Here is a 24,957-nt window from a genome sequence, read left to right on the forward strand (position 1 = left end):
ACATCACCGCATCATTTATACTTCCGTCTTCTAATGATAGAGTAGAGGAGAAGTACAGCAAGGACACCAGCGATCCAAAGGCCATAAATACTGATGGCGGGCATTCCTTTAATGTATTCCATTCGGTCACCCCAATCCACAGTCATGGTTATTGATGAACCGATAACAAGCGCACAGATGAGGAATGTGACAGCCATGCGGTTGGCAATGCTGTCCATTTTTTTGAGGAGATAGCCGTAGCCTTGCAACTCCACTTCAAAATGGATCTTGCCGCGCGAGGTCTTGTCCAGAATTTCGCGAACATCCTTGGGGAAGGAGTTCAAGAACGCATTGAACTGCGAAACACGGAAGCTCACATCCTGCCAGATGTTCTGTGGCGAGTAGCGCTCCTTCATCAATTTCAATCCGTACGGACGGATGAAATCATACGTGTTGAAATGAGGATGAATGGTCTTTCCTATTCCTTCTAAAATTGCAAACGCGCGGAAGATTAGAAAGACATCGCCAGGAACACGGATCTGGTGATCGAACATGATTTTTTGAAGGCGTTCCACCGTGTCGGCAATGCTGGCCTCATCCACGTTCAACGACCCAAAATCCTCAATAAGTTCGTTGAGGTCATATTCCAACTGGCGCATGTCCTCAATGCCATCTTCCACCGCAAGAGCCTTGAGGTTGAGCGCCATTTTGCGCGCATCCTTTTCGGCCATGCCGACAAAAATGCCTGCGAAAGCAAACTTGTCTTTGCGCATGAGCGTACCGACCATTCCAAAATCGAGCAGGCAGATAACGCCATCTTTCCGAACGAGGACGTTTCCTGGATGAGGATCGGCATGAAAGATTCCGAACTCAAATATCTGGGTCAGGTAAATGTCCATGCCGTTTTCGGCCACCTTTCTTGGGTCAAGACCCCAAGCACGGATCTGGGCAACGTCAGAGATTTTACAGCCGCCAACGAACTCCATGATCATCACCTTTTCGGTGCTGTATTCGCGTAGCGAAGCAGGAATGTAGAAGTTTCGGTAATCCTTATACAGGTTGCGAAACCGTTCAAGATTGCGGGCCTCTGTTCTGTAATCAAGCTCCTTGTGCATGCTTCGCTCAAACGAGCGCACCATATCCATGGCATTCAGAATTCCTTGCTTTTTGAGGTAGCGGTCAGCGCGGTTCACACCATCTTTCAAAATGGCCAGATCCAGATACACCTGTTCCTTTACTCCAGGCCGTTGAATTTTAACGACCACTTCTTTTCCACTCACCAAACGTGCTTTGTGCACCTGTCCGATAGAAGCAGTTGCAAGTGGTTTTTCGTTGAAGGTCTGGAAAATGTCTTCCAGCTTTTTTCCTGTTTCGCGCTCAATGGTTGCCTTTACCTCCTCGTACGGAAAAGGAGGAACGTTATCCTGAAGTTTTTCCAACTCCAGAATAAGCGGTGCAGGAAGCATATCGGGGCGGTTGCTGAGAACCTGTGCCAGCTTGATGAAAGTCGGGCCCAATTCTTCACAAACCATCCTAATTCGCTCCCAGCGGGTGTATTCAAGAACAGAATGACCGCCTCTTGTCCAGGCAAGCCGCCCAGTTTCCGAAACAAAGTTCCTTAGCGTTGAGTTGGTGACCACATCCTCGAAGCCATACTTTACCAACACCCCGATGATCTCGCGGATGCGGTTTATGTTTTGAAAAGTATGGCCGTTGAACAGCATATTGGACGAATGCTAAAGGGCGAATGTACTAAATAAGGTGTGGAGCAATTATCACAAAAAAACGCCCCGACCAAGGCCGGGGCGCTTACCATGAAAAGGTGCAAGGTGGCTAAACCCTGCGGAAAAACTCTTCTTAAGCTTTTGCAGCCGCTTTAGGAGCCGCAGCTGTCTTAGTTGAAGACTTACCGATCTTGCTTTCAAGATCAGCAACTTTTGCCTTAAGATCAGCAAGTACTTCTTCTTCGGTTTTCTTAACGATACCAACTTTCTCTTTGATCTCGTTGTACTTTGCTTCGAACTCTTCTTTGCGAGACTCGGTCTTTTCGAAAAGCTCATCAACCAATTTCTTACCTTCTACATCAGAGATCTTACCTTTCTCGATAAGCTCTTTTACAGATTGCTCGAATTTGTTTGATACTTCAGCAGCCAGATCAACACCAGCGTAAAGGAATTTTTTGAATGCGTCTTCCATTGTTTCTATGTTTTAGTTGTTAATGATTTAATGTTTGACGGTTGGCGTTAGGCAATTACCGTGCACATGGCCGTGCCAAAGTTGAAATTCAAACTCTATAACCGTCTGAAACCCCTATGAATAAACGATTTCAAGAATTTCAGACGTTTTTTGGCACGCATTCATGCCAAATTTCAAGAATACTGACACACATGACAGACCGTGTGTCAGAGTGAGGTTTTCGCGCAATGCTGTCAGGTGTGTCAGTTATCCCACGTTTATAAAGAAGATGGCTTCCAACAAAAGGGAGGAGACGGAGGATTTCTTTCTTTCTTTGGGCCAAAGACGGAAAATGAACCACTACAATAAGCTTCGCGAACTGGTAGAGATCGACTCGCCAACAGGCTTTACTGCTGATGCCTGCAAATACATCTACGATTATTTCACACAGTTAGGCTATTCGCCCGAATACACAAACAAGGGCGCGGTCAAGTGTTCGTTGGGAGAAAACCCGACCATCGCCATGGCTGCACACGTTGATACGCTCGGAGCCATCGTCAGCGGGATTCAAAAAGACGGTCACTTGAAGTTTTCCCTGCTTGGTGGACTTTCATTGAACGGCTTCGAAGGCGAGTATTGCCGTATTCACACGCATAGTGGAAAAACCTATTCAGGAACGCTGCTTTTGAAAGACCCTTCGGTGCACGCCAACAAGGACACGAACAGTAAACAGCGATCTTTGGATAATATGTTCATCCGTTTGGATGAGGAGGTTTCGTCTCCTGAAGACACTAAAAAGTTGGGCATTTCCAACGGAGATATTATTGCCTTCGATACCAAGTATCAAGAGTTAGAGAGTGGCTACATCAAAAGCCGTTTTATGGACAACAAAGCGGGTTGTTTCGTTCTGATGGAAGTAGCGAGGAGGTTGAAAGATGAAGGAAAATCCGCACCTGTGGAACTGTTCTTCAGCAATTATGAGGAGGTTGGCCATGGAGGAACGTGTGGTTACGCACCAACCATCAAAGAACTATTGGTCATTGACATGGGCGTGGTGGGCGATGCCTGCGAAGGCAAGGAAACATCCTGTTCCATCTGCGCCAAAGACAGTAGTGGGCCGTATGATTATGAGTTCAGGAAGAAACTGGTAGACATTGCCAAAATGAACAACCTTCCTTTTGAAGTTGACATCTATCCGTATTATGGTTCGGATGGTTCGGCAGCATTGCGGGCGGGCAATGATTTTCGGGTTGGCCTCATTGGTCCAGGCGTGGCCGCATCGCATGGAATGGAAAGAACGCATAAAAAAGGAATTGAGGCAACGGTAGAACTGTGCTTGGCGTATTTAGAAGCATAAACTATTTGCTGGAGAAAAGTTCGCCAACTATTCGTTCAAGCGCATCACCATAAATGTCTTTCGCCACTATTTTTCCTTCCTTATCAATAATGAAAATCTTGGGCGTGGTAGAGATGCCGTAGCGAGGAGCAACAGAGGAGTTCTTTATTGGAACGAGTTCACAGACATTTGGGTAGTTGGCATCAAGCTTTTCAAGCGCAGTAAGCCAGTCTTCTTTGGTCTCGTCCAACGAGATGGCAAACACACCGAGCCCTTTTTTTCTCAATTTCTCGTAAAGCGAAACGATCTTCGGACTCTGACCTTGGCATTTTACGCACCAGCTTATCCAAACATAAACGATTGTGTATCTGTTTTTCGTTGCATAGCGTTTCAGATCCTGAGGTTGATCTTTCGAGTCCAACAAATTCACATTGGGCAATGATCCGCCCTCCATCAGCGACTGCATTTCCGAAAGACGCTTCAGATCCTGAACACTCAGGCTGAGTGCGCAACCATCAGCGTGTCTGTCTATCAGGTAACGGGCAAGTGTTTCTGTCTTGAAGTTGATGAAATTCCTGAGAAGCAGGTTATACACGAACGAAGCCACATTGGTGTTTTTTGAAACCGCATTCATGATCACATCAATCCCCTTCTCTGCACCATCCGTTGTTTTCAACGTGTAGCGGTCCAAATACAGAACAATTTTATCCTCAAGCGCATAATGATTGAGCAGATTCGGGTCGTTGAGTGGAATGAAATCAAAGAAGTGCTCGTTCATCAGAGACAGGTATCCATCATATTCTTCGGTCCATTTAGAATTGGTTCTTCTTGATGGAATCTGATTGATGCCGACAAGGGTTTTGGCGGTGAATGTGTTCGGAAATTGAAGTTGAAGCGCCTGAAGCTGAATATTGAACTCGAAAATCGTGAACTCGATGGAGTCTTCATATGCCGCCACCTGATGTTTGTAGTCTTTATCGAACGCAGAAATGGTCTGAAGTCGCATTTCAAGGTCTTCCAGCCGCGCATCAAAAAGGTTTTTGGCGTTGATGAGAATGGCGTAGGCTTGGTTTTCAGGCGAATTGGCAATCTCCATGAACCCGTTTCTCAACGACCAGTAGTTGCTTTCAACGCGCATGTCATCGTTGGTTGGTGCCCAAATGAATTCCGCGCGGTTCTTTTCATTCAACACAGTTAGAAAGAACAGCCCGGCAGAGGAATTTTCCAACTGAATTTCTGTGGTAAAAGGGTACTGATTCACCACAATGGTATCCAAAGAAACCACCTGACCATTAACGTATCTTGACAATAGAATGGAAAACCTCTCAGGGAGATTTGAGCCGTCCTCGGTGATATGAAGGGTAAACGCGGCCGTCTGCATGCAAATGCAGAACCCGAAACAAAAAAGCAAGAATGATCGAAGAATGACCAATAGAGGTTATTCGAAATTCATACAGTTGGCCGCGCAGGTCACCCCATTGGTATCTTCATACGCCTCAAGGTACATGCGCCAGCGCCTTCTGGAGTTATAAGCCTCCGTATAGGTGGCGGTATAATTGGTCTGCTCTCCATATCCATAACCATCAGGATAGACCGCGCACTGCACATCATCGTCCTCATCCGTAGCGCTCTGGTTGTTCTTGAAACCGACCTGGGCCACGGCACAGAAATCCCATGTTCCGAGGTCGTAGCTACCACTTCCACAACCGTAGCAACCGCAGTAGCAATAGCGTTGGAAGTAGTAGTAGCTTTTGCGCATCCTTATACCTCCGTCTTCAATGTCAAGACCCGTACTTCCTGTACTTCCACCAGCGGCACGGTAAGTTGTGTTAATAACCACCTTATATCCATTGGGTGGAGAAAGATGAAGGTTCGAATTAGTGGAGAGAACACGACCCTGAATGGTGAGGTCGCCCCAATCAGCCGAACCATCTACCGTACTGCTGCTGCCGCAGGAAGGACAGTCGAACAGAACGCCTCCTCTGAAGGTGGTACGGCCATTGTCGCTTCGGATGCTGAGAAGATTGACGTTGGAACTGTTCTCGAATATGAAACCATTGCTTGAGTTGTCATACGCTCTGAAACGGATGGCATGCGAGGTAAAACCACCACCAGCGGGCGCGGTTCCGCCACTCAGCGAAAGACCACCGCCCGATTGACCCATGTAAATGCCCCAGTTCGAATCACCAGCAGTCCACATCCAAATACCTCGCGAACCTCCTCCGTTCACCCCGTTCTGAACAACAATTTTTCCATCGGGATGAATGTCTCCATTCACGTGAAGTTTGAAGCCAGGTGATGATGTTCCCACACCTATATTGGCGGTGCCATCACTATAGAGGTAGGCGGAAGTGTTGGTTCCCAGTCGCAGGCCGCCATTGCTGCTGGTCTGCTGACCTGTAATGCCGACCGTATTGGATGCATTAATATCTCCTATCCAGGCGTCATCGCCCACTTCAAGAACATTGCCGCTACCATGATTTACATAATAGACCGATGCAGAACCAGAACCGCTGATTCTGAAGTTGGCGCTCTGATCGGACGCGTTCTGGTTTTGGATGTAGTTGGTGCTGCCTGATGGAAGATCAGACCCAGTAGCAATGGATAAGGTGCCTGAGGACGCTTTGACCAACCCAGAGCCAAGGGAGCTCATGGTGACTGACCCCGCGCTGCTGATGCTCAGACTATTGTTGGGAGCTGCATAATTTACCTTGAAAGGAGAGGTCCAAGTACCAGGCGAGTTGTTGTTTCCGTAGTCACCGATCACGAAATTGAATGAGGCATCAAAACCCAACCGCATGTGCCTGGTTCCTCCGCCACCATCGTTCTTACCGATCACCAAAAACCCATCGGAACCTGAAACTGCCGAGTTGCCTACAGAAAGCGGACCGATCGGGCTGGTGTTTCCGACACCCACATTGCCATTGGCCGCTATTCTCATACGTTCCTTGGCAGCCGAAGTGCCAGGAGTGCCCGCAGGCTTTGTGAAGAAAGTGAGGTATCCTCCCTTATTGCTATTGCCTTGGTTTTCTGCGGCATGTCCTCGTATACCTGCACTTGCGTCTGTTGACGAAGGCCCCGTGTCGTCTGTACTATCAAAGAGCAGCGAGCCAAGTACGTCATCAAGTGCAGTAGTGTTGTCCTCGCGGGTCAGGTAAAGAGTGGCTCCAGAAGGATTACCCACATTCAAGTTTGCATCGGGAGTTGCGGTTCCAATTCCCACATTTCCTCTAAAATATGCGTTATAGCCACTACCAGAGGATGCAACCTCAAAAGCCGATAGACCGCTTACATTGTCGCCAACGGCAAAACCCTGTCCTGCCCCGGACGCAAAAGTGAGAAACTGAGTATGACTGGTGACCAAACCTCGGGTAAAACCAGGTGTAGCACTCATACCGATCCTCCAGTTAGCATCCGAAGGGTCCCAGGTATAAATCGCTTTGTTTCCTGATGAGCTTGGTAGGGAGATGTTTCCGATTACTTCCAGCTTCTGAAGCGGTCCGGTTGTACCAACACCAACATTACCGTTCACCGTTAATCCACCCGTTCCAGTAATATTTACCGCACCGGCATCTGCTGTGATCGTTCGACCAGCACCAGCACCCCCTTGATCGTATGACTCATCGAGTGTGTTGTGAGCAAAATTGGAGGTGTTCGGTATTTCGCGCCAAGTATTTGCCGAGCCATCCCAGTACCAATAAGATTGGGTTGTGGTGTCGTAAACGGTCATCCCCGAAATTCCTGTTGGCACAAAAGCGGTTCGTTGTGAAGAGGACATGCGAGGAAGCAACGCACCTTTGGTGGTACTTGAGACATCCAATATGGCATTGGCATTCGGAGCTGCACCCGTGCTATTGATAGAGACCCCGGTCTGAGCAGATGCCCAGTGCGTACAGATCAAGAGTAAGAGGGCGATTATTGGATTTGGTTGAATGGAAAAACGTTTCATGATAAGAACATTATGGTTCTGCGTAGAACTCAGTACAAAGGTAATCGCTCAATAGAGCGTTTTCATGTCGCGTCCATGGAGTCTCAGATTAAAAAAGGGTTAACAGAACGAATTCAGAAATTAAAACCCACGGACATAATTGAACTTTGGAGCCTATCCAATGTACACGAACAGAAGTTTAAAAATAACAGAATAATCGGAATGTTGACAGATGCCAGCATTGGTTGTAATCATTCCTTAAGTTCGCCATCATGACAAAAACAATACTGAAAGTGGTATTACTGAGCATGTTGCCGCATGTTCTTCTGGCGCAGTTCGACCCAAGTAAGATCACAATCGCCCGAGACACTTATGGTGTTCCGCACATTTTTGCCGAAACAGATGCAGAAGTTGCCTATGGCTTGGCATGGGCAAGCGCAGAAGACCTGTTCCCAACGATGCAGGAAATGCTGTATGCGGGAAAGGGTTTTGCAGGACGTTACCAAGGAAAAGACGGGGCGGGCCGCGATTTCTTAACGCACGCCTTGGGTTTGCAAAAACTGGTTGCGGAACGGTACGAAACCGACATTTCTCCCGAGTTCAAGAAATATTTGGAAGGATTCTGTGCGGGAATCAACGCGTATGGAAAAGCGCATTGGAAAGATGAGGACTTCATCAAAAAGGCATTTCCGATAACACCACAGGATGTAGTGACCAGCTATGTGTTCTCCCTGAGTGTCATCTGCAACGCGCATAAACCGATACAACAGATTCTGGCCAACAAGTTCGATAAGGAAGAAGTGCCGATGGGCTCCAACGCCTTTGCAGTGAACTCAACGTTTACGGAGGATGGGAACACATATTTGGCTGTAAACCCGCACATGCCGTATGATGGTCCGTTTTCGTTCTATGAGGCGCATTTGAATTCAGAAGAAGGCCTGAACATTCTTGGTGGTCTTTTTCCTGGTGGAGTTTGCATCTTCCTTGGTAGCAACGAGAATCTGGGTTGGTCGCACACGTGGAACGGCCTTGACCTCGTGGACACCTACAAGCTGAAAATGCATCCGAAGAAAAAACTCTATTACGAGTATGACGGTGAATGGTTGAAACTGGAGAAACGCCCCATTTGGTTGAAAGTGAAAGTTGGCGGAATCACAATTCCTGTAAGAATGATGAGCTATTGGAGCAAATATGGCCCAACGCTCCGCTCGAAAAAAGGCAAGAAGTTTTACTCCGTGAAGTGTCCTGCGGCTGAGGATATCCGCGTGGCAGAGCAATGGTTCCGAATGAACAAGGCGAGCAATTTCACCGAGTTTAAGAAAGCACTGGAAATGATGGCGCTCGGTAGGTTCAATATTGTCTATGCCGACCGTAACGACACCATTTATTACGTGGATTATGGCATGATTCCCGACAGAAACACGGACTACAATTATGAAGGGTTGGTTGTGGGAAACACCTCGAAAACCAACTGGGACAAAGTGATTCCTTTAGAGCGCTTACCGTACTATTTGAACCCAGAATGCGGCTACGTTTTCAACACGAATAATGCACCGTTCAACGCCACTTGCGAATACGGAAACTTGGCGTGCGAAGCGTACCATGATCACATGGGTTTCCGAAAGAAGGACAACAATCGAAGCGTGGAATTTCAGAACTTGATCGAGGCGGCAGGAGACCGATTGAGTTGGGATGAGTTCAACGCGATAAAGTGGAATCAGGACCTTCCCGCAAACCATATTTTCATTGAAAGCATGCAGAACGCCTACAACCTCGATGCGACCAAATACCCAGACATTGCCGATGCGATCGGGGTGATGCACCGTTGGGATTACAACATGGGACCGCAGAACCTACAGGCCGCGTTTGTCTATGCCACCACACAAAAGGTTTTGAAGAAAACAGGGAAGCGCTCTCAGGCCGTGGAAGAAGGGCTTTTTGTAGATGACAGCGTTTGGGTCGCTGCCATACGCAAGACGAAAGAGGAGTTCATGCGCCATTTCAATAAACTCGAAATGCCGTTTGCCGATGTGCAAAAATTCACGCGCAGCGGAAAGACCGTAGGAATGGGCGGAATACCCGATGTGCTGGCCGCCTGCGCCAGCGAATGGGACGCGGAAAAAGGGACTATGGAGGCAAAAGGTGGCGACACCTACGTGCAGTTGACGCGTTTCTCAAAGGAAGGTCTGCCTTACATCGAATCGCTGATGGCGGGCGGAAACTCGGATCGGCCAGACAGTCCGCATTTCAATGATCAGATGGACATGTTGGCGGGGTACAAGACCAAGCCGATGACCTTGGACAAAGAGAAGGTCCTGAAGGATGCTGTTCGGGTTTATCATCCCGAATAGTCGGAAATCAACACATCCGCCTACTTTTGACCCATGCTCTTTTCGCAGGTTGTAGGACAGCAGAAACTCAAGGAGAAACTCATTGGCTCGGTGCAGAATGCACGGGTGGCGCACGCACAGATGCTGGTCGGGCCATGTGGTGCGGGCTCGCTACCGATGGCGCTGGCCTATGCGCAATATCTGGCGTGTAAGAAAAGAACAGCATCGGATTCGTGCGGCAAATGCGATTCGTGCATCCGATATGCGAAATTGGAACATCCCGACCTACAGCTCATTTTCCCGAAGAATAAGACGCAGAAGGTCGATCACAAGAATTTTTCGAGCAAGGATTTTCTGCCCGATTGGCGAAAAGCGGTTTTGGCAAACCCGTACCTCAACCTGAATGATTGGCTCAAAGGCCTCGGCATTGACAACAAGCAGGGCGCCATCAACGTGGATGATAGCCGCGAGATCCTTCAGAACTTGAGCTACAAAGCATACGAAGCCGATTACCGCGTGGTGCTCATTTGGTTGGCCGAATACATGAATACCGCAGCGGCAAACAAGCTCTTGAAAATTCTGGAGGAACCACCAGCACGAACGGTTTTCCTACTGGTGGCAGAGAGCACGGAGAACATGCTTCAGACCATCATTTCGCGGGTGCAGATTCATCGGTTGGGAAGGTTGAGTGAAGAAGAAATTGCAGGTGCGTTGGCTTCGGAAGATGTTGATTCCGATCAGGTGCAACGCTTGGCACATTTGGCAGATGGAAACCTGAACTTGGCGAAGCAGCTACTTGATGAGCAGGAATCGGTCACTACATCCGTTAACTTCTTCATAAAATGGATGCGGACGTGTTACGCCATGAATTTGGAACAGCTAATGGAGCTGACGGATGAATTCAATACCCTTGGAAGAGAACAACAGAAAGCGCTGCTCGAACAGTCGGCCAGCATATTGAGGAAGGTTCTGATGTACAAGACCATTCCTGACATGAAGGGCAAATTGCTCCGTGAAGAGATTGATTTCGTACACAAATTCTCACAGTTCATCGGCTTGGAAAATTCAGGACAGATGTTGGAAGCCTTGAACGAGGCACACTATCACATTGAGCGGAACGCCAACGCGCGCATCGTTTTCACCGACCTTTCCTTCATTCTCGCTGACCAGCTAAGAAGTATGGCTTTGCGATAACGGACCTCTTTGCCTTCGGCATCTCTCCAAACAAGACAATGGAGTTTTGGAAGCATCAACTATCGGCCTCTGTGAAACGCAGAAACGCCTAATATCTCTGTGTAATAGAACCCCACACGAACATGGAGACATAAACCATTAAATTTGCCCAATTAGTTAGTTCAAGCAACCGAAAAGATGGGATGTAGCGGATGTAGTAATGGAAAGACCGAGAATGGTCTTCCCCGCGGCTGCAAGAACAATGGAAGTTGCCAAACAGGCAGTTGCGATAAGTTGAGTGTTTTCAACTACCTGTCCAACATGGAAGACACCGTAGGTTACACGGTTTCAGATTTCGTGGAGGTCAGGTTCAAGAATACGAGAAAGCAGTTTTTCCGTCAGGAGAACCTGCGATTGTCAGAAGGTGATGTGGTAGCAGTGGAGGCTTCACCGGGTCACGATATCGGAACAGTTTCTTTGGCGGGCGACCTTGTTCTCTTGCAAATGCGCAAGCGGAATGTAGATTCCGCCACAGGCGATTTTAAAAAGGTGTACCGAAAGGCCACCGAAGCCGACATTGCCAGTTGGCAAGAAGCAGTAGATCTGGAAAAGCAAACCAAGACACGGGCTCGCGTCATTGCGCGCGAATTGGGTCTCAATATGAAGATCAGCGATGTTGAGTTTCAAGGAGACAAGAGCAAGGCGATCTTCTATTACACGGCCGAAGACCGTGTGGATTTCCGTGAGTTGATCCGCAAGTATGCGGATGAGTTCAAGGTGCGGATCGAGATGAAGCAGATCGGTTCGCGACAGGAGGCCGCGCGTTTGGGTGGCATCGGTCCGTGTGGACGAGAGTTATGCTGCTCAACGTGGTTGACCGATTTCCGAACCGTAAGTACGAGTGCCGCGCGTTATCAGCAGCTGTCGCTCAATCCGCAGAAACTGGCGGGGCAATGCGGGAAACTGAAGTGCTGTCTGAACTACGAGCTGGACAGTTACTTGGATGCGTTGAAGGATTTTCCGAGCGCGAAAACCAAACTTGAGACCGAGCGGGGAGTTGCTTTCACACAGAAAGTGGACATCTTCAAAGGGCTGATGTGGTTCACGCTGAAGGACGACCCAAGCAAGTTCATTGAAGTTCCTGTGGAGCGTGTGAAGGAAATCCTCAAAATGAACAAGGAAGGAAAGAAACCTGCCGTGCTGGTTGATGAGTCTTATGCTGCGCCTGTAAAAGTGAAGCACGACTATGAGAACGTAGTGGGGCAGGACGATCTTACACGGTTTGACCGTCCGAAAGGTCAGGGAAACCGTAAAAAGAAATCGGGCAACAAGCGTAGGAATAACCGCAATCGCAACCGAAACAACAACAAGGGCAATCAGAACAACAATGCCTCGTAAACCATTCCTGTTTGCGGGAATGCTGATGCTGACCTTGGCAGGCTGCAAGCAGGTCATGTTTCAGGAAAGCGAACCGATTCCTAACAAAATTTGGGAACTCGACCATAACGTTCGCTTCGAGGTAGACGTTAAAGACACCACAAACGGGTACGATTTTTACATCGACCTACGCAATGACGCCATGTATCCGAACGCCAACATTTACCTCTTTGTCAACACGACCTTTCCTTCTGGAAAGACAGCACGAGACACGGTGGAATGCATTTTGGCCGACCGCACAGGAAGATGGTTGGGAAGTGGCCTTGGCGACATTCTCGACAATCATATTCTGTTCAAGGAGAATGTCCTTTTCCCCAATTCGGGAACCTACGTTTTCGAGTTTGAGCAAGGCATGCGGAACGAAGCGTTGCCGTCTATATTAGATGTCGGTATTTCAATAGAAGAACACACACGCAAATAGTGGCAAAGCAGCAGAAGAAAAAGACCCCCATCAAGCGCAAGTACGTGCTGTACTTCTGGCTGCTGTTGTTCTGCGGCCCGTTGTTCATTGTGCTGCATCTGCTTTCCATTTCGGCAGGGCTTTGGGGGCCGTTGCCAACGTTTGAAGAGTTGGAAAACCCGCGTAGCAATCTTGCTTCGGAGGTTTATTCAGCCGATCAGAAAGTACTCGGAACCTACTTCGTTCAGAACCGCTCCAACATCAAGTACGAAGACCTTTCTCCGTATGTGCCGCAAGCGTTGGTTTCTACCGAAGATGAGCGCTATTATTGGCACAGCGGAGTGGACCTTTACGGGTTGGCACGGGCCATTATGCTTCTTGGAAAGCGTGGCGGAGGAAGTACCGTGACACAGCAGTTGGCAAAGAACCTTTTTGATACACGAACAGGAGAGAATCACTTGCGTGGAGGCCCGCTTGTGCAGAAACCAGCCGAGTGGATCATTGCCACACGCTTGGAACGCAGATACACCAAGGAAGAGATTATGGCGCTGTATCTGAACACGGTCGATTTCATCAACGGTGCCGTGGGAATCAAATCGGCCAGCAAGGTCTATTTCAACACCACGCCCGATTCGCTCAAGATCGAGCAGGCCGCCACATTCGTAGGCATGCTGAAAAACCCTGCGTTGTTCAATCCGCGCAAACGACCCGACACCACGATGCACAGACGGAATGTGGTCTTTGGGCAGATGTTGCGGAACGAGGTCATCACAAAGGCAGAGTTTGACTCGCTTTCCAAGTTGCCGCTTGAACTGGATTACCGAAGCACCGATCACAACGAAGGAACGGCCACCTACTTCCGTGAATACCTTCGGAATGAGCTGAAAAAGTGGTGTGCAACGCACAAGAAACCCGATGGTTCAAGCTACGACCTCTATCGCGATGGCCTGCGGATCTACACGACCATTGATTCGCGCTTGCAGGAATACGCGGAGAATGCGGTGACGCAGCACATCAAAGAACATCAGGCCAAATTCTGGAAGGATCAGAAGGGAAACAAAAAGGCACCGTTCCGAGGAATTGACGATGCGGAGATCGAGAGCATCATGCTGCAATCGATGCGCAGGTCCACGCGTTACAACGCGCGGTTGGATCAGCGCCCAGACATCCGTGAACGCTACCGCGACTATTACGTGTACAAGCAGGAAAGGGACAAGTACGATTCGGAAATCGATAAACTCTATAAGCAGTTTGAGCGTGCTGAGCGCATGGAGAAAGAGGATGAGATGGAGGCGATCAAGGAGCAGATCGAGAAGCTCCAGAAGAAGTCGAAAAAACTCCAGCCCGACCTCGACCGCACGTGGGACAAGTATCACGTCATCTGGAAACCATTTGATGATTCGCTTCAAGTGGAGTTTAAACAACCCGTTGAAATGTCAATTTTCTCATGGAATGGAGACATCGATACGGTGCTTACTCCAATGGATTCCATCCGCTATTACAAGCATTTCCTGCAGGCGGGTCTTATGTCGATGGATCCGCGAACAGGATTTGTGAAAGCATGGGTCGGAGGCATCAATTACAAGCATTTCAAGTACGATAACGTACGGCAGGGAAGCCGACAGGTCGGTTCCACCTTCAAGCCATTTGTATATGCGCTGGCCATTCAAGAAGGCTGGTCGCCATGTGAGAAAGTGCTGAACATTCCCGTCACATTTGAGAAAGACCGCTGGGGTTTGCCCGAAGATTGGACGCCACACAATTCAGATAACAAGCACGAAGGCGAGGAGCTGAGTTTGAAGCAGGCGTTGGCCAATTCGGTCAACACCATCACAGCCTACATCATGAAGAAATTCGGGCCACAGGCCGTAATTGATCTTGTGCGAAAAATGGGCATTACTGCTCCGATAGATCCATATCCCGCCATCTGCTTGGGAACGCCAAGTCTTTCGGTGTATGAGATGACGGCAGCCCATTGCACGTTCACCAACAAAGGTGTTTATACGGAGCCCGTTCTCATTACGCGGATCGAGGATAAGAACGGAAACATATTGGAGGAGTTTGTTCCGAAAACACATGAGGTAATGGACGAGCAGACCGCTTACACCATGATCAACCTGATGGAAGGTGTGGTGCAATATGGTTCGGGTGTGCGGTTGCGCTACAGGTATAAAATGGACGAGGCCATTGCGGGAAAAACGGGAACCACGCAGAACCAATCGGATGGTTGGTTCATGGGGCATACGCCCGACCTTGTAACAGGTATTTGGGTGGGCTGTGAAGACCGTGCAGCACATTTCCGCACCATTGTGGAAGGGCAAGGCGCAGCCATGGCGCTGCCGATCTGGGCCATTTACATGATGAAGGCTTTTGATGATAAAGGACTAAACCTCTCCAAAGGCCCATTTGAGAAACCAGAAGGAGAGATGAAAGTGGAGTTGGATTGCAACAAATACGATAAATTGAACACCACTAAACGAGGGTCGGACATCCCTGATTTCGAATAGAATATGAATAAAGTTGTAGCTGGGCCGCAAGAGGCTCTGAAAGGAATTGAGAACGGAATGACCCTGATGCTGGGCGGCTTCGGGCTGTGCGGCATTCCAGAGAACAGCATTGCCGAACTGGTGAAAATGGGCGTTTCCGGCCTCACGTGCATTTCAAACAATGCAGGAGTGGATGATTTTGGATTGGGGCTGCTGCTTCAAAAACGACAGATCAAGAAGATGATCTCTTCTTATGTCGGTGAGAACGACCTGTTCGAAAAACTGATGCTGAGCGGAGAACTGGAAGTGGACCTTATCCCGCAAGGCTCGTTGGCTGAGCGATGCCGCGCGGGAGGAGCTGGAATTCCAGCATTCTTTACACCCGCAGGTTACGGAACCGAAGTGGCAGAAGGAAAAGAAGTTCGCGTTTTCAACGGAAAGCCACACATTCTGGAAAGCGCGCTAACTGCAGATTTCGCCATTGTCAAAGCGTGGAAAGGAGACCATTTCGGGAACCTCATTTTCAAGGGAACGGCACGGAACTTCAACCCGATGATGGCCATGGCTGGAAAGATCACGGTGGCGGAAGTGGAAGAACTGGTTGAGCCGGGAGAACTCGACCCGAATTTCATTCACACGCCAGGGATTTTCGTCAACCGAATTTTCCAAGGAGAGAAGTTCGAAAAGCGGATTGAGCAGCGAACGGTAAGACAACGACCATAAGCAGAAAGAGATGGCAATTGATAAGAATGGCATAGCAAAACGAATTGCACAGGAGCTGCGGGACGGATATTACGTGAACCTCGGAATCGGGATTCCGACCTTGGTGGCCAATTACATTCCCGAAGGGATAGAAGTGGAATTCCAATCAGAGAACGGAATTCTCGGAATGGGACCTTTTCCCTACGAAGATGAGGTGGACGCAGACCTGATCAACGCGGGAAAACAGACCATTACAGCCCGTCCGGGAGCCGTGTTCTTTGATTCGGCCACCAGTTTTGCCATGATCCGTGGCCAACACGTGCAGCTAACGGTTCTGGGGGCCATGGAGGTGGCTGACAATGGCGACATCGCCAACTGGAAAATTCCTGGCAGAATGGTGAAGGGAATGGGCGGAGCGATGGATCTTGTCGCTTCGGCAGAGAACATCATCGTGGCCATGATGCATACGAACAAGGCGGGCGAATCGAAGCTGTTGAAAAAATGTACGCTTCCGATCACAGGCGTTGGCTGTGTGAAACGCGTGGTAACCAACTTGGCTGTTCTGGATGTAACTCCAGAAGGCTTCAAACTCATTGAGTGTGCGCCCGGAGTTTCGGTGGAGGAGATTGTGAATGCAACCGAAGGAAGATTGGTGGTAGAAGGCGAAATCCCTGAGATGAAGCTGTAAGTGTCGCTGTCGGTCATCATACCTGTTTTCAACGAGGAAGCGAACGTTCTTCCGCTGTACGAACGTTTGAAAAAGGTGTGCGAAGCCTTGAGCGAGCCAAGCACCGAATTTCTTTTTGTGAACGATGGAAGCACCGACCGCACATTGGAGGTGGTCAAGGGGCTTTCGAAAACGGATTCGACCGTAAGTTATATCGACCTGAGCCGAAATTTCGGTCATCAGGTAGCTGTTACGGCCGGTCTCGATCATTGCAAAGGCGATCTGGTGGTGATCATCGATGCAGACCTACAGGATCCGCCAGAGCTGATCCCAGAGATGATCGCCAAGATCAACGAGGGAAATGATGTCGTATACGCTCGTAGGCTGGTGAGGAAAGGTGAAACCTTCATGAAGAAACTCACAGCGAAACTCTTTTACCGGTTGCTCCGGAGCATTACCAGCGTGGAAATACCGGTTGACACGGGCGATTTCAGGGTCATCACCCGAAGGGTTGTGAATATTTTGAATGAAATGCCAGAACGGGAGAAGTTCCTGAGAGGACAGATCGCATGGATCGGCTTCAGCCAAACGTATGTAGAATACGAACGGGACGAACGTGTTGCCGGAAAGAGCAACTATACGTGGCGAAAAATGCTGCGTTTGGCGTTGGACGGCATCACCTCATTTTCCAACTTTCCGCTGAAAGTGGCAACGGTTTCCGGATTCGTGATGGCGTTCATTTCCTTTCTGCTGATGTTGTTTGCGTTATATTCGCGATTCGTTTGGAAGGTGTATGAACCGGGGTGGACGTCTCTCATGTTGAGCGTGCTGTTCATAGGGGGAATCCAGTTGGTGGCAATAGGAATAATTGGAGAGTACATCGGAAGAATCAGTACTAACGTCAAACAACGACCGCTTTACCTTATCAGGGAGAAAAGCCAGCAAAGCTCCGAGAAGTGAATTTCAAGAAACTTTCCATTGTCATTCCTGCCTACAACGAGGCGAAAACCATACACCTGATCCTGAACCGGATCAAGGACGTACAGCTCGTCAACGACATTCAGAAAGAGTTGATCATTGTGAACGATTGTTCCAAGGACAACACAATGGAGGTGCTGGAACAGTACAAAGTTGAGAATCCGGAAATGGATATCCAATTGTTCTCGCAACCCAAAAATATGGGCAAGGGAGCTGCGCTGCATAAAGGAATAGAACTGGCAACGGGTGAATATCTGTTGATTCAGGATGCCGACCTGGAATACGACCCACGCGAGTATAATGATCTGCTAAAACCGGTTGTAGAAGGCAACGCAGACGTGGTTTATGGCTCACGCTTCATGGGCGGAAATCCGCACAGGGTGTTGTTCTTCTGGCACACTATCGGAAACCAATTCCTCACATTTCTATCCAACATGTTCACCAATCTGAACCTTACGGATATGGAAACCTGCTACAAACTGTTTGACACCAAAATGGTGCAAGGGCTGAAATTGAAGGAAAACCGGTTCGGATTCGAGCCGGAGGTGACCGCTAAGATTTCGCGCATTCCTAAGATCAGGATATACGAAGTGGGAATATCTTATTATGGACGAACGTATGAGGACGGAAAGAAGATCGGGGCGAAAGACGGCTTTCGTGCCATCTACTGTATCCTGAAGTACAATATCTTCAGTAAGTAGAATCCGTCAATCCAACTTCAGAACAGCCATGAACGCTGACTGAGGAACCTCCACGTTTCCTACCTGTCGCATACGCTTCTTTCCCTTCTTCTGCTTTTCAAGGAGTTTACGCTTACGCGAGATGTCGCCACCGTAGCACTTGGCCGTAACGTCTTTTCGCACCGCCTTCACAGTTTCCCGTGAGATGATCTTGGCACCGATGGCCGCCTGAATGGCGATGTCAAACTGCTGGCGTGGAATCAGTTCGCGCAACTTGGCACATATCTTTTTGCCCAATGTGTGCGCATTATCCATGTGAATGAGCGCAGAAAGGGCGTCCACCTGATCTCCATTCAGAAGAATATCCAGTTTCACCAGTCGGCTTGCCTTATAGTCGAGTGGCTGATAGTCGAACGAGGCGTAACCACGCGAAATGGACTTCAGTTTGTCGTAGAAATCGAACACGATCTCGCCCAAAGGAAGTTCAAACTGGAGTTCCACGCGATCGCTTGTGAGGTAGATCTGATTCTTGAGCACACCACGTTTCTCGATGCACAGCGTCATGATCACGCCAACATATTCGGACTTGGTGATGATCTGTGCCGCGATGTAAGGCTCCTCCACCTTTTCGAGATAGTTCGGTTCGGGAAGGTCGGAAGGGTTGTTTACAATGATTTTCTCACCTTTTTTGGTGTAGGCGATGTAGGACACGTTCGGAACGGTGGTGATCACCGTCATGTCGAACTCGCGTTCCAACCTCTCTTGGATGATCTCCATGTGGAGCATGCCTAAGAAACCACAACGGAAACCGAACCCAAGGGCCGCAGAGCTTTCAGGTTCGTATGTCAGCGAAGCATCGTTCAACTGAAGTTTTTCCATGCTTGCGCGCAGTTCTTCGTAGTCTTCAGTATCAACCGGATAGATGCCTGCGAAAACCATTGGTTTCACGTTCTCAAAGCCCTGAATGGCCTCTGCGCATGGTCGTTCAACCGAAGTGATCGTATCGCCCACTTTTACTTCACGGGCGGTTTTGATGCCAGAAATGATATAGCCTACATTTCCGGTGCTGATCTGGTTAAGCGGCTGCGGCTTGAGTTTCAAGATGCCGATCTCATCAGCCTCATATTCCTTTTTTGTGGCCACAAACTTGACGCGTTCGCCTTTGCGCAACGTGCCGTTCACCACTTTAAAGTAGGCGATGATGCCCCGGAACGGGTTGAAAACGGAATCGAAGATCAACGCCTGTAACGGTGCTTCTGGGTCACCAACGGGTGCTGGAACACGTTCCACAATGGCCTCCAGAATTTCCGGAACTCCGAGACCCGTTTTCCCGCTTGCGGCAAGAATGGTGTCCCTATCGCAACCGATCAGGTCAACGATCTGGTCTTTCACCTCCTCTGGGTTGGCGCTGTCAAGATCGATCTTGTTGAGTACTGGAATGATTTCCAGATCGTGCTCCAACGCCAAATAAAGGTTGGAAATGGTCTGCGCTTGAATTCCCTGTGCGGCATCAACGATAAGCAGTGCGCCTTCGCAGGCAGCAATGGCGCGCGAAACCTCATAAGAGAAGTCCACGTGTCCTGGAGTGTCGATCAGGTTCAAAATGTAATCCTCACCGTTGAGGTGGTAATTCATCTGAATGGCGTGGCTCTTGATGGTGATGCCGCGCTCGCGCTCCAGGTCCATGTCATCCAACAACTGATCCTGCTTCTCGCGGTCAGTAATGGTCTGGGTCACGTCCAAAAGACGGTCGGCCAAGGTGCTTTTACCGTGGTCGATGTGGGCAATGATGCAGAAGTTGCGGATGTTTTTCATGGTGTGCAAAGGTAAGTGGCAACCAATCTGTTGAGCATAAAAAAAGCACCTCAATTGAAGTGCTTCCGTTTTTGTTTGTTGGCCCACTAGGGCTCGAACCTAGACTCTTCTGAACCAAAATCAGACGTGTTGCCAGTTACACCATGGGCCAAAACGGGCGGCAAAAATAAGAAAGTTTAACATCGGCACAAACAACTTTAGAACGACTTTCACGGTCTTGTGCACGATATATTCCTAAATTCGACACCGCATAAAAAAGCCCTATGAGCAAGTACAAATCAGCGAATAACATTACGGGATGGTTGGTGTTCTTCATCGCCTCGTTCGTTTATGTTTCAACCATAGAACCAACCGCCAGCTGGTGGGATTGTGGCGAGTATATCTCCGCCTCTTACAAACTCATGGTGGGTCACGAACCTGGTGCTCCGATGTTCCAGATGATCGCGCGGTTCTTCGCCATTTTTGCGGGTGATGATGTGACGCAAGTGGCCAAGTGGGTCAATACCATGTCGGCCATGGCAAGTGCGTTCACTATTCTGTTCCTGTTCTGGTCCATCACGCATTTTGCCAAGAAATTGGTGATGGGGAAAGATGGAGACGAGAATGACCTCGGTAAGATATTGGCCGTGATGGGAAGTGGTGCTGTGGGTGCATTGGCGTTCACATTCTCCGATTCGTTCTGGTTCTCGGCTGTGGAAGGCGAGGTTTACGCACTCTCCAGCATGTTCACCGCATTGGTGTTCTGGGTCATTTTGAAGTGGGAGACGGTGGCCGATGAGCCGCATGCCGACCGTTACATCGTGCTTATCGCGTTGCTTTTCGGGATGTCCATCGGTGTTCACTTGCTGAACTTGTTGGCCATTCCCGCCATCACATTCGTGTATTATTTCAAGAAGTTCAAACCTTCTACTACGGGTTTTATCGTGGCTGGAATCGTCTCGCTGGCCATTCTCGTTTTCGTTCAGTACGGAATCATCCCTTACGTGGTGAAATTGGCCTCTTGGTTCGAACTGATCTTTGTGAACAGCATGGGCATGCCGTTCAATTCTGGCTTCTTGGTTTATTTGGCGGTGCTGGCAGCTGCGGTTGCTTTCGGTCTATACTACACCAAAAAGAAAGGAATGATCACGGCCAACACGGCCATGCTCAGCCTGCTGATGCTTTTGATCGGATATTCGGCCTACACGCTGACGGTGGTCCGTTCCATTGCCAATCCACCGATGGATGAAAGCAACCCGGACAACGTTTTTGCCCTGCAATCGTACCTGAACCGCGAGCAGTACGGAGACCGTCCATTGTTCTACGGTCAGTATTTCAATGCTGATTATATCGGCAAGAAAGATGGCGCGAAGATCTACCACAAAGGAGAAAAGAGCTATGAGGTTATCGGGCGCAAATCGGAGGCCGAATACGACCCGAAAATGAGCGGACTGTTCCCACGCATGTACAGCAATCAGCCGCATCATATTGAAGAATACAAGAGTTGGACAGGCGCCAAAGGCGGAAATGTGAAACCGACCTTCGGTCAGAACATGGAGTTCCTGTTCAAATACCAGATCGGCCACATGTATCTGAGGTATTTCATGTGGAACTTCGCTGGACGTCAAAATGACATTCAGGGACACGGAGAGATCAACAAGGGAAACTGGATCTGTGGCATTCCTTTTATTGATGAAATGCGCCTTGGGCCACAGGACGACCTACCGATTTCGATGACCTCGAACAAGGCTCACAACAAGTTTTATCTGTTGCCACTTATCCTTGGTCTGATCGGTTTCGTCTTCCAGTATTATCGAGATAAGGAGGGAACATGGCTTGTCGGGCTCATGTTCCTGATGACAGGTCTGGCCATTGTCATCTACCTGAACCAATATCCGTATCAGCCGCGCGAGCGGGACTACGCCTACGTGGGTTCGTTCTATGCCTTTGCCATGTGGATCGGCCTTGGCGTAGCCGCGATCTATGATGCATTGAAAGACAAGACACCAAGCGTGGTTGCGGGCGGTGTTGCCAGTATCCTTTCGCTTTCGGCCCCTGCGGTGATGGCCAAAGATGGTTGGGACGACCATGATCGTTCAAACCGATACGCGGCACGCGATATTGCGGTCGATTATCTTGAAACCTGCGCACCGAACGCCATTCTTTTCACGAATGGCGATAACGACACATTCCCGCTTTGGTATGCACAGGAAGTGGAAGGCGTGCGTACCGATGTCCGTGTGGTGAACCTGAGTCTCTTCAACACCAACTGGTACATCGATCAGTTGCGTAGAGCAGCCTACGATGCAGCCCCGTTGCCGCTGTCGTTCAGCAAGGATCAACTTTTGGGCGAGAAACGGCTTCAGATTCCGATCTACGACAGAAAAATCCCTGGTCACGTTGAGTTGAAGGAAGTACTCAACTTTGTGGCGCAAGATGACCCACAATATATGCTGCCAACCCGTGTGGGCGACTTCAATTACATGCCAACCGCCAATCTGAAAGTGACCATCGATTCACTTCAGGTTCTGAAAACAGGAACCGTTCGTCCCGATCAGGCAGACCGTATTGTGAAGGAAATGAAGTGGAAGATCAAAGGTTCTTCCATCACCAAAAACCACTTGATGGTACTTGATATCATCGCCCAGACCAACTGGGAACGCCCGATCTACTTTGCGGTAACCGTGGGCAGCGACAACTACCTTGGTTTGGAGGATTACTTCCAGATCGAAGGACTGGCGTATCGCTTGGTTCCCATCCGTCAAGAAAGCAAAGATGGACAGACGGGCGAGGTGAACACCGTTGCCATGTATGACAACATGGTGAACAAGTTTGAGTGGGGAAACATGGACCGACCTGATGTTTATCACGGAACAGAAACCGAGCGCATGAGCCTCAACTACCGAAGCATGTATGCGCGGTTGGCCAATGCGCTCATCGCGGAAGGAAAGAAGGAAGAGGCCAAAAAAGCACTGGATCGTTGCATGGAGGCCATTCCTCACGAATCCATTCTGCTCAATTTCTCAGCTGCTGGAATTGTGGAAGGCTACTACAAACTGGGTGAGTTTGAAACAGGAAACAAAATTGCCAGAGAGCTGATGGAAGTGTATGCGCAGGACATCGAGTATTACACACGACTTTCGCGCGCGCAGGTTACGCGGTTGGGCAACGAACCAGAGATCGCCATGTCGGTGCTTCAGAAGCTATTGATTTTGGCGCGCGTACACAAGCAGGACGAGTTCTTAAGTGAGATTGAGAACCGATTTGACGAGATCGAGGCGAAGTACGCCAACTCGCCATTGTCAAGGAAGTGATCGTGCCTCGCAGCGCGTATCTCATCCGCCCACCGAAGGTTTATCGTTGGCTTTTCAGCGAGGCGCTCTTTCGGATGAGCGAGAACGAGAAAAAGGTCTATCTCACGTTTGATGATGGCCCACATCCAGAGGCAACGAGATTTGTGCTTGACGTTCTGAAAAAGCATGATGTGGAGGCCACGTTCTTTCTTCTTGGTAAGAACGCGAAGCAGCATCCAGAATTGGTCGCGGAGATAAAAACACTCGGTCATGCCATTGGCAACCACGGAATGGATCATTTGAACGGTTGGAACACCAACTTGGATGAATACGTTTCGGATGTGGAGAAGGGAAAGCAGGTCTTGGATTCAAAACTGTTCCGACCCGCGTATGGGAAATTGACGCTCTCGCAGTATAGGAGATTGAGGGAAACTGAGCAGATCGTGTTCTGGGATGTTATCTCAGGAGACTTCGATCAAAAGATCGATGAACGGACAGTTTTGAACAATGTGTTGAAAAATGTGCGCAACGGGAGTATTATTGTGATGCACGACAGTAAAAAAGCGATGAAGAACCTTTTTGGATCGATGAATGAAATCATCGTGGAATTGAAGCAGAAAGGATTTTGTTTCGGCACACTTTCACCGATCTCAGAACCCTAATATTCATTAGTTTAGCACCTCGAAAATCAAGTGGACAGCTGGCATAAGCATAAGAGACGGGAGAAAATCAGGAACAACATTATGATCGTGTTGGCGATCATCCTCGTTATCCTGAACATTATCGTTTATTTCTCCCGCTGATCAGCGACCCTTGAACTCCGCCTTTCTTTTCTCTACGAACGCAGAAGCACCTTCTACGAAATCTTCGGTTTCGCAGCATTCGCCAAATCGGTCAATTTCGTATTCAAGGCCATTCACGCCATCCGTAAAATAGGCATTGCCACAGGCGATCACTTTCGCAATGGCAACAGGTGCCTTGGTGGCGATCTTCTGAAGAATCTCAGCACTTTTCGTAAGAAGTTCCTCCGAAGCAACAACATGATTCACCAAACCCAAACGTAGGGCTTCATCGGCTTTGATCATATCGGCTGTCATCAGCAGTTCCATTGCCTTGCCCTTTCCGATGAGTTGGATCAGCCGCTGCGTGCCGCCATAGCCTGGTATCAGTCCCAAATTCACTTCCGGCTGACCGAAACGGGCACTTTCGTTTGCCACACGTATGTGGCAAGCCATGGCCAACTCGCAACCACCACCCAATGCAAAACCGTTGACAGCGGCAATAAACGGCTTCGGGGCGTTCTCAATGGCGTTGAAAATCTCCTGTCCATTGGTGGCCAATTTTCGTCCCTGTTCGGCATTCAACCCTTGAAACTCCGTGATGTCTGCGCCTGCAACAAACGCCTTATCTCCCGCACCCGTAATGATCGCTCCCGTGATCTCCGAGTTCCCGTAGACCTCTTTCACTGCAGCCCGGAGGTCGCTCAGCACGCCTTGGCTCAGCGCATTCAGTTTTTTCGGTTGATTGATGGTAATGGTGAAGATGCCGTTCTCCAGCGATGTAAGGATGTTCTCGTAAGCCATTTCTGTTCGTTTGTTG

General features: G+C 49.1%; 18 protein-coding genes and 1 tRNA gene. 12 read left to right on the forward strand and 7 right to left on the reverse strand.

All coding sequences use genetic code 11. The annotated features are described in order from the left end of the window. Nucleotides 1-11 precede the first annotated feature (11 nt). Both GC178_06520 and GC178_06525 read right to left on the reverse strand, forming a co-directional pair. Complete coding sequence (locus GC178_06520) at nt 12-1,700, reverse strand: phosphotransferase (GenBank protein ID MBI1287217.1); 1,689 nt, start codon at nt 1,698-1,700, stop codon at nt 12-14. Between the two features lie 136 nt (nt 1,701-1,836). Then, nucleotides 1,837-2,175, reverse strand: a complete 339-nt coding sequence (locus GC178_06525; GenBank protein MBI1287218.1) for a hypothetical protein — start codon at nt 2,173-2,175, stop codon at nt 1,837-1,839. 331 nt (nt 2,176-2,506) lie between these two features. On the opposite strand from GC178_06525, the gene GC178_06530 reads away from it, so the two are divergent. Continuing rightward, nucleotides 2,507-3,511, forward strand: coding sequence for a glucanase (locus GC178_06530; GenBank protein MBI1287219.1), 1,005 nt, complete (start codon nt 2,507-2,509; stop codon nt 3,509-3,511). 1 nt (nt 3,512) lies between these two features. On the opposite strand, the gene GC178_06535 is transcribed toward GC178_06530, so the two are convergent. Both GC178_06535 and GC178_06540 read right to left on the reverse strand, forming a co-directional pair. Continuing rightward, nucleotides 3,513-4,871: a redoxin domain-containing protein gene (locus GC178_06535; protein ID MBI1287220.1), complete on the reverse strand. Its 1,359-nt coding sequence runs from the start codon at nt 4,869-4,871 to the stop codon at nt 3,513-3,515. 57 nt (nt 4,872-4,928) lie between these two features. Next, on the reverse strand, nt 4,929-7,439 hold the full coding sequence (locus tag GC178_06540; protein MBI1287221.1) for a hypothetical protein: 2,511 nt from the start codon (nt 7,437-7,439) through the stop codon (nt 4,929-4,931). 251 nt (nt 7,440-7,690) lie between these two features. Here GC178_06540 and GC178_06545 point away from each other — a divergent pair, with 251 nt between their 5' ends. The 9 genes from GC178_06545 (at nt 7,691) to GC178_06585 (ending at nt 18,292) form a co-directional block, all read left to right on the forward strand. Next, nucleotides 7,691-9,769: an acylase gene (locus GC178_06545; GenBank protein ID MBI1287222.1), complete on the forward strand. Its 2,079-nt coding sequence runs from the start codon at nt 7,691-7,693 to the stop codon at nt 9,767-9,769. Nucleotides 9,770-9,802: 33 nt separating this feature from the next. Beyond that, nucleotides 9,803-10,942 carry a DNA polymerase III subunit delta gene (locus GC178_06550; protein ID MBI1287223.1) on the forward strand — a complete coding sequence of 380 codons (1,140 nt, stop codon included), beginning with the start codon at nt 9,803-9,805 and terminating at the stop codon, nt 10,940-10,942. Nucleotides 10,943-11,119: 177 nt separating this feature from the next. Next, nucleotides 11,120-12,319 carry a hypothetical protein gene (locus GC178_06555; protein ID MBI1287224.1) on the forward strand — a complete coding sequence of 400 codons (1,200 nt, stop codon included), beginning with the start codon at nt 11,120-11,122 and terminating at the stop codon, nt 12,317-12,319. Then, complete coding sequence (gene gldH, locus GC178_06560; protein ID MBI1287225.1) at nt 12,309-12,779, forward strand: gliding motility lipoprotein GldH; 471 nt, start codon at nt 12,309-12,311, stop codon at nt 12,777-12,779. The genes GC178_06555 and gldH overlap by 11 nt, the downstream gene beginning before the upstream one ends. After that, nucleotides 12,779-15,265, forward strand: a complete 2,487-nt coding sequence (locus GC178_06565) for a penicillin-binding protein (protein ID MBI1287226.1) — start codon at nt 12,779-12,781, stop codon at nt 15,263-15,265. Before gldH ends, GC178_06565 begins: the two co-directional genes overlap by 1 nt. A gap of 3 nt (nt 15,266-15,268) precedes the next feature. Beyond that, nucleotides 15,269-15,967, forward strand: a complete 699-nt coding sequence (locus GC178_06570; protein MBI1287227.1) for a 3-oxoacid CoA-transferase subunit A — start codon at nt 15,269-15,271, stop codon at nt 15,965-15,967. 10 nt (nt 15,968-15,977) lie between these two features. Continuing rightward, entirely contained in the window at nt 15,978-16,634 is a 657-nt protein-coding gene (locus GC178_06575) for a 3-oxoacid CoA-transferase subunit B (protein ID MBI1287228.1), read from the forward strand. Beyond that, nucleotides 16,635-17,573 (forward strand): glycosyltransferase, encoded by a 939-nt coding sequence (locus tag GC178_06580; protein MBI1287229.1) that lies wholly within the window; start codon nt 16,635-16,637, stop codon nt 17,571-17,573. Next, nucleotides 17,570-18,292, forward strand: a complete 723-nt coding sequence (locus GC178_06585) for a glycosyltransferase (protein MBI1287230.1) — start codon at nt 17,570-17,572, stop codon at nt 18,290-18,292. The genes GC178_06580 and GC178_06585 overlap by 4 nt, the downstream gene beginning before the upstream one ends. Nucleotides 18,293-18,298: 6 nt before the next feature. Here GC178_06585 and lepA read toward each other — a convergent pair whose 3' ends face one another. After that, nucleotides 18,299-20,086: an elongation factor 4 gene (gene lepA / locus GC178_06590; GenBank protein MBI1287231.1), complete on the reverse strand. Its 1,788-nt coding sequence runs from the start codon at nt 20,084-20,086 to the stop codon at nt 18,299-18,301. A 78-nt stretch (nt 20,087-20,164) separates the two neighbouring features. Continuing rightward, nucleotides 20,165-20,237, reverse strand: a tRNA-Gln gene (locus tag GC178_06595). A gap of 112 nt (nt 20,238-20,349) precedes the next feature. Here GC178_06595 and GC178_06600 point away from each other — a divergent pair. Both GC178_06600 and GC178_06605 read left to right on the forward strand, forming a co-directional pair. Further along, nucleotides 20,350-23,379, forward strand: coding sequence for a DUF2723 domain-containing protein (locus GC178_06600; protein ID MBI1287232.1), 3,030 nt, complete (start codon nt 20,350-20,352; stop codon nt 23,377-23,379). Then, nucleotides 23,376-24,020 carry a polysaccharide deacetylase family protein gene (locus tag GC178_06605; protein ID MBI1287233.1) on the forward strand — a complete coding sequence of 215 codons (645 nt, stop codon included), beginning with the start codon at nt 23,376-23,378 and terminating at the stop codon, nt 24,018-24,020. The genes GC178_06600 and GC178_06605 overlap by 4 nt, the downstream gene beginning before the upstream one ends. A gap of 141 nt (nt 24,021-24,161) precedes the next feature. Here the strand turns inward: GC178_06605 and GC178_06610 are convergent, their stop codons facing one another. Further along, complete coding sequence (locus GC178_06610) at nt 24,162-24,941, reverse strand: enoyl-CoA hydratase (GenBank protein ID MBI1287234.1); 780 nt, start codon at nt 24,939-24,941, stop codon at nt 24,162-24,164. Nucleotides 24,942-24,957: the final 16 nt, after the last annotated feature.

Source organism: Flavobacteriales bacterium, assembly GCA_016124845.1.
Lineage (GTDB): Bacteria > Bacteroidota > Bacteroidia > UBA10329 > UBA10329 > UBA10329.

Bases quoted from the DNA above. Each gene is read 5' to 3' on its own strand.
- GC178_06535 (MBI1287220.1), bottom strand. From the start codon at position 4,871: ATGCAGACGGCCGCGTTTACCCTTCATATCACCGAGGACGGCTCAAAT.
- GC178_06555 (MBI1287224.1), top strand. From the start codon at position 11,120: ATGGGATGTAGCGGATGTAGTAATGGAAAGACCGAGAATGGTCTTCCC.
- GC178_06600 (MBI1287232.1), top strand. From the start codon at position 20,350: ATGAGCAAGTACAAATCAGCGAATAACATTACGGGATGGTTGGTGTTC.
- GC178_06540 (MBI1287221.1), bottom strand. From the start codon at position 7,439: ATGAAACGTTTTTCCATTCAACCAAATCCAATAATCGCCCTCTTACTC.
- GC178_06550 (MBI1287223.1), top strand. From the start codon at position 9,803: ATGCTCTTTTCGCAGGTTGTAGGACAGCAGAAACTCAAGGAGAAACTC.
- GC178_06530 (MBI1287219.1), top strand. From the start codon at position 2,507: ATGAACCACTACAATAAGCTTCGCGAACTGGTAGAGATCGACTCGCCA.
- GC178_06570 (MBI1287227.1), top strand. From the start codon at position 15,269: ATGAATAAAGTTGTAGCTGGGCCGCAAGAGGCTCTGAAAGGAATTGAG.
- GC178_06575 (MBI1287228.1), top strand. From the start codon at position 15,978: ATGGCAATTGATAAGAATGGCATAGCAAAACGAATTGCACAGGAGCTG.
- GC178_06525 (MBI1287218.1), bottom strand. From the start codon at position 2,175: ATGGAAGACGCATTCAAAAAATTCCTTTACGCTGGTGTTGATCTGGCT.
- lepA (MBI1287231.1), bottom strand. From the start codon at position 20,086: ATGAAAAACATCCGCAACTTCTGCATCATTGCCCACATCGACCACGGT.
- GC178_06610 (MBI1287234.1), bottom strand. From the start codon at position 24,941: ATGGCTTACGAGAACATCCTTACATCGCTGGAGAACGGCATCTTCACC.
- GC178_06545 (MBI1287222.1), top strand. From the start codon at position 7,691: ATGACAAAAACAATACTGAAAGTGGTATTACTGAGCATGTTGCCGCAT.
- gldH (MBI1287225.1), top strand. From the start codon at position 12,309: ATGCCTCGTAAACCATTCCTGTTTGCGGGAATGCTGATGCTGACCTTG.